General features: G+C 52.6%; 18 protein-coding genes. 9 read left to right on the top strand and 9 right to left on the bottom strand.

The window, feature by feature from the left end; translation table 11 throughout:
• Window positions 1-646: 646 nt before the first annotated feature.
• Window positions 647-1,714 (top strand): zinc-dependent alcohol dehydrogenase family protein, encoded by a 1,068-nt coding sequence (locus tag MW898_RS19915; protein ID WP_248910062.1) that lies wholly within the window; start codon window positions 647-649, stop codon window positions 1,712-1,714.
• A gap of 571 nt (window positions 1,715-2,285) precedes the next feature.
• On the opposite strand, the gene MW898_RS19910 is transcribed toward MW898_RS19915, so the two are convergent.
• Window positions 2,286-2,498 carry a hypothetical protein gene (locus MW898_RS19910; protein ID WP_248910061.1) on the bottom strand — a complete coding sequence of 71 codons (213 nt, stop codon included), beginning with the start codon at window positions 2,496-2,498 and terminating at the stop codon, window positions 2,286-2,288.
• Between the two features lie 585 nt (window positions 2,499-3,083).
• On the opposite strand from MW898_RS19910, the gene MW898_RS19905 reads away from it, so the two are divergent.
• Window positions 3,084-3,248, top strand: a complete 165-nt coding sequence (locus MW898_RS19905) for a hypothetical protein (RefSeq protein ID WP_248910060.1) — start codon at window positions 3,084-3,086, stop codon at window positions 3,246-3,248.
• Window positions 3,249-3,595: 347 nt separating this feature from the next.
• Here MW898_RS19905 and MW898_RS19900 read toward each other — a convergent pair whose 3' ends face one another.
• A complete protein-coding gene (locus MW898_RS19900; protein WP_248910059.1) occupies window positions 3,596-4,105 on the bottom strand; it encodes a hypothetical protein in 510 nt (169 codons plus the stop codon).
• Between MW898_RS19900 and MW898_RS19895 the strand changes: the two genes are divergently transcribed.
• Window positions 4,104-4,379, top strand: a complete 276-nt coding sequence (locus MW898_RS19895) for a DUF6199 family natural product biosynthesis protein (protein WP_248910058.1) — start codon at window positions 4,104-4,106, stop codon at window positions 4,377-4,379. The two genes, MW898_RS19900 and MW898_RS19895, sit on opposite strands and share 2 nt — an antisense overlap.
• Window positions 4,380-4,585: 206 nt before the next feature.
• Window positions 4,586-4,822: a hypothetical protein gene (locus MW898_RS19890; protein ID WP_248910057.1), complete on the top strand. Its 237-nt coding sequence runs from the start codon at window positions 4,586-4,588 to the stop codon at window positions 4,820-4,822.
• A 223-nt stretch (window positions 4,823-5,045) separates the two neighbouring features.
• Here the strand turns inward: MW898_RS19890 and MW898_RS19885 are convergent, their stop codons facing one another.
• The 3 genes from MW898_RS19885 to MW898_RS19875 all read right to left on the bottom strand — a co-directional run bounded on the left by MW898_RS19885 (window position 5,046) and on the right by MW898_RS19875 (window position 8,246).
• The gene (locus MW898_RS19885; protein WP_248910056.1) at window positions 5,046-5,249 is read right to left on the bottom strand and encodes a helix-turn-helix transcriptional regulator; all 204 of its coding nucleotides are present in this window, start codon (window positions 5,247-5,249) and stop codon (window positions 5,046-5,048) included.
• 15 nt (window positions 5,250-5,264) lie between these two features.
• The gene (locus MW898_RS19880) at window positions 5,265-5,651 is read right to left on the bottom strand and encodes a hypothetical protein (RefSeq protein ID WP_248910055.1); all 387 of its coding nucleotides are present in this window, start codon (window positions 5,649-5,651) and stop codon (window positions 5,265-5,267) included.
• 981 nt (window positions 5,652-6,632) lie between these two features.
• Window positions 6,633-8,246, bottom strand: coding sequence for an ABC transporter permease (locus MW898_RS19875; protein WP_248910054.1), 1,614 nt, complete (start codon window positions 8,244-8,246; stop codon window positions 6,633-6,635).
• A gap of 596 nt (window positions 8,247-8,842) precedes the next feature.
• Here MW898_RS19875 and MW898_RS19870 point away from each other — a divergent pair.
• The gene (locus MW898_RS19870) at window positions 8,843-9,193 is read left to right on the top strand and encodes a hypothetical protein (protein WP_248910053.1); all 351 of its coding nucleotides are present in this window, start codon (window positions 8,843-8,845) and stop codon (window positions 9,191-9,193) included.
• A 210-nt stretch (window positions 9,194-9,403) separates the two neighbouring features.
• Here MW898_RS19870 and MW898_RS19865 read toward each other — a convergent pair whose 3' ends face one another.
• The 3 genes from MW898_RS19865 to MW898_RS19855 form a co-directional block, all read right to left on the bottom strand.
• Window positions 9,404-9,715 carry a hypothetical protein gene (locus tag MW898_RS19865; RefSeq protein ID WP_248910052.1) on the bottom strand — a complete coding sequence of 104 codons (312 nt, stop codon included), beginning with the start codon at window positions 9,713-9,715 and terminating at the stop codon, window positions 9,404-9,406.
• 391 nt (window positions 9,716-10,106) lie between these two features.
• Window positions 10,107-11,066, bottom strand: a complete 960-nt coding sequence (locus MW898_RS19860) for a permease (RefSeq protein ID WP_248910051.1) — start codon at window positions 11,064-11,066, stop codon at window positions 10,107-10,109.
• 1 nt (window position 11,067) lies between these two features.
• Entirely contained in the window at window positions 11,068-11,451 is a 384-nt protein-coding gene (locus MW898_RS19855; RefSeq protein WP_248910050.1) for an ArsR/SmtB family transcription factor, read from the bottom strand.
• A 236-nt stretch (window positions 11,452-11,687) separates the two neighbouring features.
• On the opposite strand from MW898_RS19855, the gene MW898_RS19850 reads away from it, so the two are divergent.
• Window positions 11,688-12,482 (top strand): SDR family oxidoreductase, encoded by a 795-nt coding sequence (locus MW898_RS19850; protein WP_248910049.1) that lies wholly within the window; start codon window positions 11,688-11,690, stop codon window positions 12,480-12,482.
• A gap of 433 nt (window positions 12,483-12,915) precedes the next feature.
• On the opposite strand, the gene MW898_RS19845 is transcribed toward MW898_RS19850, so the two are convergent.
• Window positions 12,916-13,269, bottom strand: a complete 354-nt coding sequence (locus tag MW898_RS19845) for a hypothetical protein (RefSeq protein WP_248910048.1) — start codon at window positions 13,267-13,269, stop codon at window positions 12,916-12,918.
• An 823-nt stretch (window positions 13,270-14,092) separates the two neighbouring features.
• Here MW898_RS19845 and MW898_RS19840 point away from each other — a divergent pair.
• The 3 genes from MW898_RS19840 to MW898_RS19830 all read left to right on the top strand — a co-directional run bounded on the left by MW898_RS19840 (window position 14,093) and on the right by MW898_RS19830 (window position 15,678).
• Window positions 14,093-14,566 (top strand): hypothetical protein, encoded by a 474-nt coding sequence (locus MW898_RS19840; RefSeq protein ID WP_248910047.1) that lies wholly within the window; start codon window positions 14,093-14,095, stop codon window positions 14,564-14,566.
• A 225-nt stretch (window positions 14,567-14,791) separates the two neighbouring features.
• Window positions 14,792-15,124, top strand: a complete 333-nt coding sequence (locus tag MW898_RS19835; protein WP_248910046.1) for an SHOCT domain-containing protein — start codon at window positions 14,792-14,794, stop codon at window positions 15,122-15,124.
• A 215-nt stretch (window positions 15,125-15,339) separates the two neighbouring features.
• On the top strand, window positions 15,340-15,678 hold the full coding sequence (locus tag MW898_RS19830; protein ID WP_248910045.1) for a hypothetical protein: 339 nt from the start codon (window positions 15,340-15,342) through the stop codon (window positions 15,676-15,678).
• Window positions 15,679-15,738 lie beyond the last annotated feature (60 nt).

The following is a 15,738-nucleotide window of genomic DNA, read 5'->3' as shown; positions in this document are numbered from 1 at the left end:
TCTGTGTTCTTACTATCTGAACAGGGCTTCTGTGGAGACGACTGTCTACGCCGTTCCCCTCGTCTCAATCCCAACAAACTGCTCAGAACAGCCGAATTCGACCACCATTCTCCACCAGAATCGAACACAGTTACCAACCTATTTCAAGCATTGATACCCAACCCATCCGAGCGTAAGTAATGTGAGTAAATTGACGGTCCAGAAGTGGTACTGACCAATATCAAAATCATCTGGTTCATTCGCTACAAAATCATAGAACGATGAAATTACAAAGCTACTGCCGACCAAAGTGAGTACTATAGCGGCTGATTCTGAATGGTTGGGTACAATTGGTGTCATAGCACTTGTTATCAGTATCATACCAATAATCGCAACGGATATATGATGAATATAAATTTTATCATAGTATCATCTATTAGGACATGTGTAAATATCTTCTGTGCCTGTGATGGAAGGTAACAGCCAAGGAGTCGATTATTATCCTCTGCTGTGTCTTGCATTATCAACGACGAGTCGACTCATTGGTAGGAGGCTACCTCAGACGAAGACCGATGTTGATACCACATTAAATTTCCACTAAAAACAAATAAACAACAATTCATGCATGAAAGATTATTTACTTCGTGGCATCGTAGATGGGAAAGAAATGCAAGCAGTAGTACTAGAGGAATTCCAAGAACCGCTTGAAGTTCAAGATATGGAGCGACCAGAGCCCGAATCCCACGGAGCTGTCGCAAAAGTCAACGGCTGTGGGGTCTGTCGGTCTGATTGGCACTGTTGGCAGGGCGACTGGGACTGGTTCAATTATCGTCCTGATCCGCCACAAATCCTTGGGCACGAGCCGTGTGGAACGATCATTTCGGTCGGAGAGGATGTCGAGAACGTTTCCGAGGGTGATAACGTTGCGATCCCGTTCAACTTCGCCTGCGGCAAGTGCTCGTTGTGCCGCAACGGTCACGAAAACATCTGTGAGAATCACGTTGGGCTCGGGTTCATGGACGAAGCCCCTGGGGCGTTCGCAGAGGAGGTGCATATCCCACACGCAGATATCAATGCTGTCCCGTTACCCGACGAGATTACACCTGACACCGCCTCGGGAATCGGCTGTCGGTTCATGACGTCGTACCATGCGATGGCCCATCGAGCAGATGTTGGCAACGGTGAAACTGTCGCAATTCATGGACTCGGCGGAATCGGCCTCTCAGCGGTCCACATCGCGAACGCGCTCGGCGCAAACGTCATTGGAGTCGATCTCATGGACGAGAAACTCCGCAAGGCAGAGGAACTCGGAGCAACGGCGACAGTCAATGCCTCAGAAGTCGACGACCCCGCTGTAGAGATCCAGGACATGACTAACGGTGGAGCAGATGTATCAGCTGATGCGCTTGGGATCGCCACAACATGTCAAAATGCAGTTAATTCACTCGGGAAAAACGGTCGCCACGTCCAGATTGGGCTCACGACGAGCGAGGAAGAAGGAATGATATCGCTCCCGACTGACGCTTTTGTCGCCAAAGAGATCGACTTCTACGGTTCGCTTGGCCTTCAACCATCGCGCTATCCTGAGATGCTCGAGATGATTCGGACGGGAAAAATCGATCCGACCAAACTTGTGGATAAGACAATCGATATCCATCAAGTTCCCGACGAATTGGCTTCGATGACCGACTACAACACCATGGGAATTCCTGTCTGTAACGACTTCACGTCGTAGGTCAAAGTCCACTACAGCCCGATTCTCTCACGTACTCATGGTGGTTTCGGCGTCGGTATCTGTACTCACGATTACATAAGAGTGAGCGTGTTGTCGACTACACCGGGAAAGCGCTCGCACAACGATCGTCATCGACATACTCGGCCACAAAACATATTGCACATCTGTTGAAATGTCGATATGCTTCGGGGAGACTCCCGTCATCTCATGGTCAGCGGTAGCTCCTTCGCTGAAAGCATTCTACATGATTGGAAAACGACTTTCGAACCGTGTGTCGATTACAGTGCCAACTGTTTCCGCCGTCGGGACAGATATGACGACAGCGGACTCCCTCGTGACGATCTCCCATCGCTGATCGTGGACAGGACTACTGCGAGCTCGTGGAGCCAGCCGCCCTTGTGTGGTAGGTCGTACTGTGCAAAGAGTCGTGCATACATGGATTCGCTCTCGTTGTGGCGCCCCTGCTGGATGTCGAACCAGGCGATTCAGCAGATGCGCAGCGCCGCATCACGACAGAGCAACATTCGAGAAGTAATTATCTTACTGACTAACTATGAATCGTCTGCGTCAATCAATGTACTGCCTTTGCACGCTCTTGCTTTGCAAGGTAAACAAAGAGTCCAAGGATTCCAAAGAACCCGTATCCTATACTCTCGAGGACTGGTTGATTCGCGTCACACTGCTGTAAATCTGTGAAGATGTAATAGCTGACTGTTGGCCAGAAAATGAGGAGATAGAGACCCAAACGAACGATGAGACCATTTCCAAGTGTGAGGAGGTCCATGATAACTGATTGGTCTCACTATGATATGAATTTAAGGTTTGGAATACAATCACGTGACTGCAAATGAATGCAAGAATTCCTAATCGACCCATCACACCGTAGATGCTATTTCTGTAGATTATCATGGAATTACGGATTGGTTACGATGAGAGCTGGGTAACTGTATCCACGATGTGGGCGATTTCGTTCAGAGAGATGGGGTGGACAGGCAGTGACAGAATGCGCGTTGCGAGGCGATCAGCCATAGGGAGGTGGCAGTCATGACGAAGTCATTATGGTAACCGTCTCTGAGGACGACCTACTTGATACCGAGCGAGTTCTCAAAACCACCGTCTGTTTCAGCATTTTGACTTTTCCGAGGACAGCCACTGGTATCCATAGCCGGTTCGTGAAAACCAATACATACATCATCTATCAATTCGACAATAATTTGTGACGGCACGACAGTACTATTCGAATTGGTGGTACGGGACCCTCCTTCCGCTTCTCGTATTGCCCGTCCTGTTTGGCACCGGTGTAGTCAGATTATTTAACTGTCCAGAGACTCCGCTCATACGGAGTATTTTTCTCGGTTTTGGCCTGGCTATGATCATCGCCACGTTTTCTTCTCCCGTCTTCGTTGGCTGTCTGTGGTTAGACGCTCGCAAACTCCGTGCCAGCGACGCTCCGTGGGCACCCAATCCGTGGCTGTGGGGCGCGAGTGGAGCCGTAGCGATGTGTCTCTTTTTTTCGGGTATTATGTACCGGTAATCGTTGTCGCGCTTGGCTATCTGTATCGGCGACGCAGTCGCGTCGGCTTGGCCGGGACCACGACTGACGGTGAGACAGACTGACTGTCTGGTGAGTTGAAGCACAGGAATACGCAGGGAGATCGTTCAGTTCGTGTCACTACTGAGGGCTGCGACGATTCGTGCTGTATTCCTTGGTTAGCGATTCTCATCGATTGTCTGGATATGATATGCTTCTACCGCCCTGCCGATTACCGTACGGCGATAGGAGTATATTCTCGTGCAGTATTCCCTCCTACCGTATGGTCCGTCTCGGGGCATCTCATCCACGTTCAATCTGGGTCTGGTCGTCTGACTGACCCGTTGTGCTCAGCTCTCATCGTCGTCTGTGTCATCTGCTGGAACAACGGTGATACCGGCATCCCCGAAGGCCTGAATCAAACGCTCCAGTTGCTGATCGCCTCCAAGTCGGGGGTGTGACAATATGACCGGTCGTTCACCCGTTTTCTCACCCTCAGTAACGATGATGCGGAGCTTCGGACTTTGAACCCATGAGCTCGGTGCATACTCGACATGATCAATGGCTGTCCGGCGGATTTCTGTTGCCGACGCAATATTGTTCCGGACTTTTGTGCCTAGAGCAGAGTCAGCTAGCATAAGGATAACAAAAACAAGAAGAAACAGTACCATCTCTCGTGCTAACGGGAGTGGGTCAAAAACCCCCATGACTGGTACAAGCAGCAGACTGAAGCTGAGGAAAGCGAAGATTGGTCTGCTTTGCTCGTAGAGCCGTTTCATAGAGCTGAACAGTCCAGTCTCTATTTGCACTGTGTCATCGGTAATCGACAGCGTCCCTCGTCTAATCTTAATTGCTGTCATGGATCCACTGTTTGTCATCGTCTCATCAATCATACTTGATGGCGTTGAAACGTCTCCCGCTACCGACATCGTGCACAGTCTCCTTCTTCTCGTGATCGGCGGACTACGTGTTATCAAACCATCTATGCGTACGCGACTAACCGCACAGTTTGGTGCCGGTGGGAGTACTCTCCGAATGAGCGAGATCGAGCCACCAGTCTGGAAGGTTTGGGTAACACGCGCACTCGGGATTGGGATGCTTGCAGGGGCGATCTGGCTGCTCGTTGGCCCATAGTTGTTTCGTTTCAATGCTGTACTGTTCCAACTTCTAAGCTACCATCAGCGGCCTGAGACACCATTTGTCATTCCAACACTGGGATACTGACAAAACGAGCCCCGTCAGTGAACGCTTCTGTTGAGCCCCCTGCGACAAACGCACAGGGATAGTTGTTGGTTCCACGGGGGCACCGAAATATATGATGCTGCAGCTCTGAGGACTGCATGTTAATGGACGATATCCTCGAACTTGCGGACGTAGTCGCAGATTCGGAACTCGAAGGTGCTATCATATGGCTCCTCCGCCTCATCGGTCTGCTCGCCCTGCTTGGCGGCCTCGGGCTCTGGTTGTTGACAGACATGGGACTTCTCGTACTCCCGCTCGTTCTGATCGTTGGCGGCCTCATCTTGTTGATTGTTCCGAGTCTTCTCCTTACACTCGCGGAATTAGGTGGAGACTGAAAGCAGGCAGCTACCTCGGCGTGGGAAAAGGGTCTGTTCCCGTTCTGCTTCGTGAGCCGATTGAACGGTTGTACTGAAACGTGAAATTCACCCAGAGGCCGGACGTTTTCGTCCAACCTCTACCATCTGACAACCCTTCGACAAGAGAGTACGAGCGGTTGACCGTTCAGTTGCTTGCTCTCCGACGGCTCAGTAACCAGAAGAGCACGGTAGAGTCCGGCACTCAGGATCGATCCAATTCGGGATCGAAGAGGTCCTCGATCCGGCAGTCGAAGTACGCCGCCAGTTTGAAAGCGAGTTCGAGCGACGGGTCGTATCGCCCCCCTTCGATTGCATTAATCGTCTGTCGCGAAACATCGACTTCAGTCGCCAGTTCCTTCTGGGTGAGGTTTCGCTTTGCCCGCCAGACCTTCAGTGTATTTTCCATGGGTAGCCCTCCGAGTCACATCAGTCGTTTGAGCAGGACGTGAGTCGCGCTCTGCAGCAAAAACCCACCTGCGCCGAGCACCGCAAACCACCCCTCCGGCAGTCTTAGATCGGTGAAGAACTCGATACTCCAAATTGCCCAGATCGTCGATATAAGAATCCAAAAAACAATCCACCCCGATCGATAGCGGATGGCCATCTGCCGTTCATCGTACTTGCCCTCACTAGCGAGTACTCTCTCAAGCCAGAGGTTGCCGGTGCTCAGGAGAACGCCGCCAGTGATGGCGAGTCCGACGATGAGGTCTGTGGCCCCCCGTGACTCGAGAGCTGCCGGGACGAACGTAATTAGGAGGAAACCGATTCCGAGGACCGAAATTGCACCAACCTGTTGGCGAGTGTACATGAGATGGAAAGTATACTTTCCATAATGTATTGAATCTTTTCCCTTTTGTCAGAATAAAGCGGTAGAATGACTGGTTTCCATCTGAGATGTCTTCATCGGTTGGAACGATGATGATGCCAGCATCCGCAACGGTCTTAATCGCATCCCCCTCCTGGTCGCCACCGACCTGGCGGTGAGACAATGTGACGGGGCGTGTCCCTGTTTTCTCACCATCGGTAACAATAATTCGAAGCTTTGGGGCGAACAACCGCGATTCAGTCGTATCTTTCTCGCTGCCAATCGAACGTTCTGGATATGACAGGATAATCAGTTAGTCATCCATGCCGGGAAGTGTCAATAATACACGCAAAAACATGGGCTCAGCAACTGAGATCGTTATTCGACCGAAGTTCCATCACTACGGAGAACGACTGTCCATTACGACCCTATTGGTGTAACGAGACAGCAATTTCGGAAGCAACCGGTTGGTACCTAATGGCTTGGATACTACCTTTTCCCTCGGTAACGGGTAACCGGAACCACAGACGCGGTGTCGCTACTGAACTCTCGTGAATCGTCTGTACAGCAGCTCAGGCCAGATCTGCCTCTTCGAAGGTCTTTCACGACCGCTGTGTGAGCATTGAACCACTCGATACCTGAAAATTATCCACTCGCTAATCTGCAATCATTTGTCGCAATATCACCTCTGTACTTACTCCAACGGTAGTTGAACAGGCGACTGTCGATCGGCGTACTTCAGTGGCTGATATGGCCTTATGTAACATCCGGTGCCTGTAGAGACGGCCGAATGTTACATAAGGTCACGGAGAAGCATGGAATAGCGCACCAACAGCGTTCCGACAAGATTGGAAGAGCTAGCGTGTTGCATCGTCATTCTCGCTTGGATACGTCGAAAGACAACCCTTCGGAACGGTGTTTTCCTCCCCAGTCAGATAGGGGTCCAGCAAAATCGTGATGCTGGTGAGCGACGGACGAGCCGCGCTATGCCCCAGCAAGCGATGAGCCCATCGGCCCGCTCATCGTCCGACTTTCGGTCGTGCGGTTGCCTGCATCAGTCTCGTTCTGCTGAACGATTCGGATTGATTCATTTTCGTAGATGGTCAGCGTTCCGATGACGCTTCCGTTCGGGGCAACCCGTTCGACGATCATGGTTGGTGACGTTGGTGACTCGTTGTCATCCCGGTCAGACGTCTGGTTGGCTGGGACAGCCCCATTCTGCAGGAAATTCGTGACTGCCGCTGTTGTCTCAACCTCGTGGACCTCGCTATTCTGTGCGTTAACAAAGGCAGTATAGGCGACGCCGCTGTTGTCGGAGGGGACGATCTGAACTTCCCAGTAAAGTTGGTCGTCGATAACGACCGGAATCGGTTCGGCTGGGGTAAATCGATTCCAATCAGTGGTCCGAGCTGCTTGGCGGATATAGTCGGTCGCCTTCCGAGGGCCGAACAATGAGCCATTCGGTGTGTATCGATACTGTTGGCCCGTGCGCGCGTCAACCATCCAGATCTCACTTAGCCCTTGGGCCGTCCCGTACGGTTCGGCAGCTACCACATAGATTGGACCCTCTGTAGTGGGGATGAGAAACGGCTGATCATTCCCATCTCCCGGAACAGGCGCCACCTCGATCTCGTCTTTGTGAGACGTGAGCGTATTGATGATACCGTGACGATATTTGGTCGCGGCGACCCGATCACGCGTGAGGTCGAAGGGATAGAGCTTCTGGCCTTTCAACGCCGGGTGCTTGCGAGCTTTCTCCGGTGAGAGATCGGTAATCTCACCATTCGCGTCGATTAGCATCACTCCACCCCACGTCGGCGTGGTATGGGGGATTGGCAGCCAGTGGAAGGCCGGTACCGTGTACGGCACGGCAATGTATTGCTGATCGTTGTGGATGACCATGAACGGGTCTTCGTAGTGGGCGAGGTACTCCCCGCGCTTGAGGAGGTGCCAGTTGTAGTCGTTGTAGAACGCTGTCCTGATCCCCTTCTGCATCTCACCTCGCACCGTATTCACAGCGGTGTTCTGGCTCGTCATGTCGATCAAGACCGTCCCGGTCTGTTTCTTTGTGAGATAGTTCCACATCCCATCTGGAGCAAGGGCATACGACCAGTAGGGCGTGCCATTCTGGAACGTGATATCGCTCTCTGTGACCTGATACTGTGGCAGGTTCAGCGTGTTTCCAGCGTAGCGATCGGCGACGCCCTTCGGGAGCACCCGAGGCTGTACGGGATCCGTCTCGAGAAGGTGGTCTGTCGAGTGGCTTTCTTGCATCGTTGCCTGCCCGAGCGTGTTCGCTGCAAACGTTCCGGACACAGATGTGAGCGCTAGCAACCCAACGATACAGATGATCACCAGCGCCTGCTGCGCTGCTGGGTAGTTGATCCGGTCAAGCCCGATGACCCCGATGAGCAGACACACGGGAATACCAACCCAGAGGATGGGTGTTGTGTAGAGGCCGTAGATCGGCCCGTGGAGCCACGGTCGGAAAAACCAGACACATGCGATGGAAAGAAGAATCACCACACCAAGGAAGCGGGTTGCGCTGTGTGGCTTGTTTTGATTCGGAGGAATATCACCATCTGAATCAGCAGCCACCTACGACCACCTCTGTCTATCGATCACGGCTCTATGAGTAATCCGGTCTATGAGGGCAGTGCAGTCGGATCGGGGACTCTCATCAATCATTAAGTACGACTTCCATTCACATCAACCAATTCGACAACCACATCCGTTTCGGTTGATCACTCAGCGAACGACCTCGTCGATAGCATCAAATTCTTCGTAGTGCATCTCTTTTCTTTCTTGACGTTCCTCGTACAGTGAGTCGATATATTCCTGAATTACGGAGGCGTGTCGGACGTTTAGAGCCGCCCGGTCCAGTGACCATTCCACGTGCAGCAATTCCTTTCCTTCGCCTTGATGCGTTCTTTCCCGACCGATTCGAGATACGGGTTTCGACCCCTAAGCGTGATGCCGTACCACGGTTGGAGCATGTACCAGTCTTCCTTGATCCCATAGCCCTCGTAGAATAGTAGAATATGGTAAACCAACGCTTTTCGACATTACCTCTCCGTAATATAGTATCAGGCTACCTCTATGTGGGAAGTTGAACGAAGGAGAGACGAACGCTCTGGAAAACATTGCGCTGAATGCCGCCCCAATTTATTATCTATCCCATCGATTTTGGGATAATGACACAAGGGACAGATACCAGCCGCATTCCTTCTGATCGGACCGTGTACCAGGATATCCCGACGCTGACGGACGGTCACGAGATTACAATTGTTGTGAGCGATGAGACGTTCACTGGGCCGGTTGGGCGGGTCGATACCTATGGCGACTCAGTCGCTGTCGAACGGGTTGTTCAGTTCAACATGAATTACAAGCACCGTATTGATGGTCCCAGCTGGACACCGTGGAAAGCATATCTCATTGAGGAGCCTGCAGAATGCTATCGAATCAACGTTGTCCTTTATAATGGGCAAGCATCCCGGACGCGTACTCTTGACGCACCAGATGAGATCCATATCCGGCAGTCTTAGCACGCTGATTGCGTAGGAATCGTGGTATCTTCCCGAAGGGCTTTTCAGACCAACAGAGAGGTTCTAGTAAGCGCGGATCGGTCCGGTGATTCCGTGGTGTGATTGACAGTTCTTAGTTAACCCATCGGTGGAATCATCATTTCCTCTGACTTCAGAGTGTAAATGAAAACTGGACGACGTCGCCTTCAATTCAACCTTCTGATTCAGAAATCATCTATGCGTACGTTGCGCTTCGAGAGGTCCAAATTTTGAGGGATCGAAGCCCAAGCGAACCGCTCGGGCATTGTTTGAGAGAAACTCATAGAGCCCATTCCACGAGAGCCCAGCGAGTTCGCGACAGAAGAAGGCTCGAACGAGTGACGCAGCATCATACCTACGGGCTTCGAACCGCTTGTCGTCTGTGTTGGTGAGCAGTCGGTCAACGTTTACGTCTCGAACGAACTCGACGAGCGTTGCGGCCGTTTCGAGCCGCTCGCATACCTTATCATGTACTCGTTTAGACGTTCTTACATCACGTATCATCGACCGTCGCTCTCATCGTTACGGTATCGTGCCACATCTCTTCGGGATTCAGCCCATTAATGTCGGTATCGTCTAAGATAGTATACAAGATCACCAAGCACGAGCGCCATCGGAACCGCCTGCGTCAGGGCAGAGACAAGCGGTGTCCCTCGATAGCTTAGCACTACTACCCGGCCGACGAGCCATGCGCCATCGAACACCACTGGGCGGGTGAGAATTGGGCGGGCGTCATGTGCATCTGCACTGCGTCAGGACGATCACTCATTACCGGCCCCTGCCATACTGTCAAGCATGTTCTGTTGACTCCGATTCGGTCTCGTCGAACAACGCCGTGACGCGCCCTTCGATCATATCACGAACACGATAGTCGGCCTCCTAGTAGACCACGGTCTCAGAGGAGTAGGCTGTTGAACACGCTTCCAACAATAATCCCTATTGTGACGACAGTTCCAGCATAGACGAGTAACAACCGGCGTTTGAACAGCTTGTTCAGGAGGATAAGATTCGGGATGCTGACACCCGCGCCGCCAATAACGAACGCCAATACAGTCCCGATCGCGATCCCTTGCTCGTTGAGGGCCGCTGCGATCGGTAGCATGCCGCTGAGACTGATGTAGACCGGCGCACCGGCGAGGGCTGCCAGCGGAACGGCCACCGGATTCTCCGCACCGAGGACGGCATGGAGAACATCGACGGGAACGACGCCGTGAATCAATGCTCCGAGCGTTATCCCGAGAATAAGGTACGGCAGCGTCTCGACGAAAAACGACCACGCTTCACGCGCAGCCGTCTCGATATGCTGTCGATGCGTCTGGGTCGCCGTACCTGTCCCGCCTGCACAACAGTCAGCTGTCCCACCATCCGCTGCAACGGGCTGGTTCGTCTCCTCCACGAGTTGGATGCCTTTGACGTGTTCAGCTAAACCGAGTCGGCCGATAACGATGCCACCGACGACAGCCGCAAGGAACGTCATCACGACATAGTAGATTGTGATCTCAATGCCGAACAGACCGACAAGCAGGAGCACAGCGATCTCATTCACGAGTGGCGAGGCGAGCAGAAATGAAAACGCGAGTCCAAGCGGTGCACCTGCCTGCAACAGTCCGGCAAGAATCGGCACGGTCGAACACGAACAGAATGGTGTCACCGCACCGAGCCCAGCGGCAGCAACGTTACCAGTCCCTTCATCGTGGCCACGGAGTTTCTGTTCGACAGATTCGGGCGGGAGATATTCCTGCACGAGGCCCACGAGGAACGATGCCCCGAGGAACAACGGAATGAGAATAACTGCGAGATGGACGAAGTACGCCCCCGCGTCAAATAATGCCCCCTCAAGGCCTGGTGGGAACATCTCAGGCGTCCTCCTGGATGGCGTGAACGAGGTCGAGCACCTCGAAGATCGCGGTATCGGCGATCCGATGGTAGCTCCACTTACCTTTCTTCCGGGACTTAACGAGTCCGGCTTGCTTCAGCTTCCGAACGTGGGTAGCAACCGTCGATTGGGGGGCGTCGAGCACAACCTGTAGCTCACAGCCACAACACTCTGACTCCCGCAGTGCTTCCAGTACACGGAGGCGGTCCTCATTGGCGAGTGCCTTGAAGACGGTCTCTTGGCCACTCACGTCCTCGTTGGCCGGACGGATCGCCTGTAATGCATCGATTTTCGCTGCTGGGTTATCATACAACCGTTCGAGCGCGATCGTGGCATCTTCGGGTGGTGACTCTGGTTCAGACATATTGAATTTCCACGTTATATAGTTACTCACAGCAGTGTTCTTCTGTGGTGTCTGATGATCCTGACGGAGTCTCTCTTATCGTTGAACCACAGCAATCAGCGTCAGTGTCTTGTTCGTAGTGATCAGTGAGACGTTGCCATAGTCGGGCAAGGGTGCGTTGTACCATCGCATCATATTGTACTTTCACAATGTATATGAACCTTGCGGAGAAAAGCTCGTCTCGAGGAGAATCCCTCATGACCGACACCACAAACGACAGCGTTCAAACAACTGGCGGCGCACAGAGAACGAATATACTTGAAGGAGACGTTGCGATCGTGACTGGATCCTCACGCGGCATCGGCCGCGCGATCGTCGAGCGACTTGCGACTGACGGAGCTTCGGTGCTCGTCAACTACGTTACCAACGATGACGCGGCGCGCGATGTCGTTGCCGCGATCGACGCTGCTGGCGGTGACGCGCTGGCCGTGCAGGGTGATGTCAGCGAGGCAGGCGATGTCGAACAGCTGTTCGACGAGGCTGAAGCTGCGTTTGGCTCCGTGGATATCGTCGTCAACGCGGCTGGTACGTCCGTGTGCGGGCCGATTGCGGAGTTCGCTGAGACGGACTTCGATCGGGTGTTCGATGTAAACGCGAAGGGAACCTTCTTCGTCCTTCGGGAGGCAGCGAATCGTATCACTGACGACGGGCGAATCGTCGATCTCTCGACGGTGGGAACGGTGCGAGGCGATGCGGGCGTTGGGCCCTATGCAGGCAGCAAGGCGGCTAGCGAGCAGATGGTAACGGCGCTCGCCGATGAGCTCGGTGAGCGTAATATCAGAGTCAACACGGTTTCGCCCGGTGTCACAGACACCGACGGACTCATCATGTCCGATGAAACGGTCGAGCGGATGGTGGAGCAGACACCACTCGGTCGCCGAGGACAGGCGTCCGACGTCGCCGACGTGGTCGTCTTCCTTGTCAGTAACGACGGTCGATGGCTGACCGGCCAGAATCTTCGTGCGACTGGTGGCTGGGAAATCGGCTGGTAATCGGACGGTGTAGTATTAACCAAGGTCCATCACTTCGAATAAAAGTGACAGTAGAACACTCTGAGTGTGGAAAAACACAAGTTTTCAACACCACCCAGAAAACCCCCGTTCTTTATATACTGATTGGCGGTGTCGTTAGGGGATCCAGTTCACCCTATCCCGTTATTGCCCACGTCTGGATCACTCTCCAGATCCAGCGAGCACTCTGGGAGAAACTGAGCCGAGCTTCCTGAATTGAGTAGCATGCCGAACAAAGCCTTCTATCGACGCTACACGGCAAACTCCAGACCAATTCTAGTGAGGAAAGGCCATTTACAGAAAACCATCCTCCGAAGTAGGGTTTCCTGCTTATTCACAGATGGTATAGCAGCATATGGTGCATGCAATGATATCAGTGATCAACCGCCAGTCGTCGAACTGAGAAACCAAATATTTACTCAAGCGCCGGGTTTTTGCACGTGAGTTTAAATCCGATGAACTCGCCTGGGAAGTGCTCGCGCTCGCCCGCATAGACTTTTCGGGAGAGTTCGTAGTGGTCGGTCGCCAGCGCGTCAAGAATCGGCAGTCTCCAGCGATTCGCCAACACGGTGATGCGCTGGCGGATCTGTTTGCCAGCTGCGATCGCGCGCTCGTAGCCTGCGATCGATGTTTCGTGACAATAGGGGACGAGATCAACATACGCCAACTCGACAGGTGAGAACTCGCCGTTTCCGGCATGGGTGCGTAGCGAAATGCGCTCTGCCGGTGGCGTTCTGATGAACCACTCGATATCCGGTCGGATAGCCAAAGAAAACTCCCATCCGACACCGAAAATTGGTGCCCGCTTTCGTACTATCTGATGACGGCAACAGGCCGAGCCGGAAGTGGGTACGGGCGCCGTACCACACATTGCTCTTGTACAGTTGCTTTGTGACGATCCCCAGCTCGTGGTTGAACTCCAATGCTTCAGCAGGGGAATCGAATGGTCCACTGTCGAGGACCAGATCGAAGTTCTGAATCAGACACGCCGGTTTATCCCCAGCGAGAGTCAGTGCGAGTTCAGTCAAAAACCCGTAGCGCTCATCGCGGTCGTGTAACGCAGAGAGCCACACACTCAATGTCTGGCGCTGTGTTGTGTGGGTGTCACCGTTCGGGAGGGATGCATCCGCGGATGGAGCGTGTATATAGTGGTATGTGTGCGCATGCGTCTTGAACATATCTTCCCAGTGAACCAATATCGATTCGGACGACAGCGACTACACAGAATTAGAATGCCCACACACCTCGAATCACACACGCCGGACACGAATTTCACACCGGAGACGACGAAATCCGATGCAGTGACCTCGAAAAAACAGAAATGAGACGTTCCGAAGTAGTGTGTGGCGAGACGCTCTCTACGGGGATAGTTCAAACACCCTGTCTCACCGCTGTATGACAATCACTCCATTTGTATCACTCATTATGTATTATCATGCATATAAACAATTCGAAGGAACATGTTCGCGAAAACATTGGTACAAGATCGGCACCTATCGACGGTTGATGACAGCAGAACTACTGTCGAATCTGAGAACCAAGCGGTCCGTTGGAAATTTAATTGTTAGCTATCCAGAAAACGAGGGAGAACCATGACCGAACTAGCCCCTCAGACACCATCCCAAATCCAAGAAGCAGACATGCAGTGGCTAGCGCTTCAGCGAGCTGTCGCTATTGGCATGGTTATTACGGTTCTAATTCCAATGGTTATTGTCTTACAGCAGGTTATTCCTCCGCTTGCCGTTGCTGGCGTAGTGTTTGGTACTGCGTTCGTGCTCACGTGGTTTCGTCCGTATGCCTCTGCGCTCGCAATCGGTGTCGTCTCCGCACTGTGGTTGTTATTTCAATTGGCCAACTTCTCACAGGTCTTCTCCGTTCTCACTTTACCGTCCGAAACGCTGTTCTTTTTCGCTACGCTGAGTACCCTCGTATTGCCCATTGCTGGTCTCGTTGGTCTTATTGGGGTGGTAATGGATCTGTCAGATAAGTTCGCGGTTTGGACGCTTCAGGCAGTTGGAATCGTCCTACTCGGTGGAATCGTAGTCGCTCTTCTAACTACTGTGTAACTGTCCACACGCTCAGGCCTTCATCCATATTTTTGATACAAATTAAACTTTCAAAATGTAACTCGGAGTGGATGTGGATATGACCTGACTTACCGTCCGGCAGTCGTTCAGCTCCTTTGATATCTCAGTGAACACCACCGTCTATCGTGTTCCAGCGTAGTAGATGAGTCTTCAGAAAATATGTTCGAGTCAGTAGCTATGGTGTAGGCTCTCCTTCCATATACTGTGAACAGAATACTCCAGACCTTGCTCGCGGAATCGGTCTACCAGATCGCGAGCGGCACGAATACGATTGCACTGGAACTTCAAATGAGGCTGGGAGGCAACTCTTGGAATGGTGGCGGCTGGGGGTGGGGATTCGGATTCCTGTGGCCGTTGCTCTGGTTGCTCGTCCTCATCGCGGCTATCGGAATCATCGTGCACCTCCTCACTCGACACAACGACGACAGCACGAACGCCGATCAGGCCATTGAGGTGTTGCGTCGACGCTACGCGCGTGGCGAAATTGGAGAAGAGGAGTTCGAAGATCGCGCATCGCGGCTCCGAAACTCGCCCTGAATCAGCTAGAGCGTAGAGCTGAATAATTATTTTAGTTCTGATAAATTCAGTGAGTAACTCGATATCGGCAGACCAAATCAAATTGTAATATGACTCCAAAACTACACTTAGTGAATAGGTATGAAATATAGTAGTGAAGTAGTGATACACGCACAACAAATCTGTGAGATGATGCTGAGTGAAGCGTTCGAAGCAGACCTAGTGGGGTGTGAACGATGGCGTATTATGTAGTTCGGGCACATCCACAGCGCGAGCGCATGAATGAACTTCACAGCCGTCTAGAATCTGGCGCGCTTGAGCGTCTTGACGGCGTGGGAACAGCCCTGACGACAAGTCTGACGGAGGCTCGATTCGATCCATCAACCAAGGAGGCAGTCTGGGAGGTTGAAGATTACTGTGACCCACCGTTGGCACACGAACGCAACGCTATCCTCGATCGATACTTCACGAGGTTTCAGTTCGAGCGGGTGCATCCGAGTGTTGGATGGCTCACGATCGAAGATTACCCCCTGTTGTGGGCAGAAATCACGAATAGAGCGAACGTAGATTTTTAGATTGAGCCATTCGGACACGTTGCGTTGTATTGTCTTTCGGAGTTGGTTCCATTCTACGAA

This window comes from Halocatena marina (assembly GCF_023276375.1).
GTDB classification, from domain to species: domain Archaea; phylum Halobacteriota; class Halobacteria; order Halobacteriales; family Haloarculaceae; genus Halocatena; species Halocatena marina.
This window is presented reverse-complemented; position numbering and strand designations above follow the sequence as displayed.

Excerpts from the sequence above, each read along its gene's own strand:
- MW898_RS19915 (WP_248910062.1), top strand. The coding sequence starts at position 647 with ATGCAAGCAGTAGTACTAGAGGAATTCCAAGAACCGCTTGAAGTTCAA.
- MW898_RS19910 (WP_248910061.1), bottom strand. The coding sequence starts at position 2,498 with ATGGACCTCCTCACACTTGGAAATGGTCTCATCGTTCGTTTGGGTCTC.
- MW898_RS19905 (WP_248910060.1), top strand. The coding sequence starts at position 3,084 with ATGATCATCGCCACGTTTTCTTCTCCCGTCTTCGTTGGCTGTCTGTGG.
- MW898_RS19895 (WP_248910058.1), top strand. The coding sequence starts at position 4,104 with ATGGATCCACTGTTTGTCATCGTCTCATCAATCATACTTGATGGCGTT.
- MW898_RS19900 (WP_248910059.1), bottom strand. The coding sequence starts at position 4,105 with ATGACAGCAATTAAGATTAGACGAGGGACGCTGTCGATTACCGATGAC.
- MW898_RS19890 (WP_248910057.1), top strand. The coding sequence starts at position 4,586 with ATGTTAATGGACGATATCCTCGAACTTGCGGACGTAGTCGCAGATTCG.
- MW898_RS19885 (WP_248910056.1), bottom strand. The coding sequence starts at position 5,249 with ATGGAAAATACACTGAAGGTCTGGCGGGCAAAGCGAAACCTCACCCAG.
- MW898_RS19880 (WP_248910055.1), bottom strand. The coding sequence starts at position 5,651 with ATGTACACTCGCCAACAGGTTGGTGCAATTTCGGTCCTCGGAATCGGT.
- MW898_RS19870 (WP_248910053.1), top strand. The coding sequence starts at position 8,843 with ATGACACAAGGGACAGATACCAGCCGCATTCCTTCTGATCGGACCGTG.
- MW898_RS19865 (WP_248910052.1), bottom strand. The coding sequence starts at position 9,715 with ATGATACGTGATGTAAGAACGTCTAAACGAGTACATGATAAGGTATGC.
- MW898_RS19860 (WP_248910051.1), bottom strand. The coding sequence starts at position 11,066 with ATGTTCCCACCAGGCCTTGAGGGGGCATTATTTGACGCGGGGGCGTAC.
- MW898_RS19855 (WP_248910050.1), bottom strand. The coding sequence starts at position 11,451 with ATGTCTGAACCAGAGTCACCACCCGAAGATGCCACGATCGCGCTCGAA.
- MW898_RS19850 (WP_248910049.1), top strand. The coding sequence starts at position 11,688 with ATGACCGACACCACAAACGACAGCGTTCAAACAACTGGCGGCGCACAG.
- MW898_RS19840 (WP_248910047.1), top strand. The coding sequence starts at position 14,093 with ATGACCGAACTAGCCCCTCAGACACCATCCCAAATCCAAGAAGCAGAC.
- MW898_RS19830 (WP_248910045.1), top strand. The coding sequence starts at position 15,340 with ATGGCGTATTATGTAGTTCGGGCACATCCACAGCGCGAGCGCATGAAT.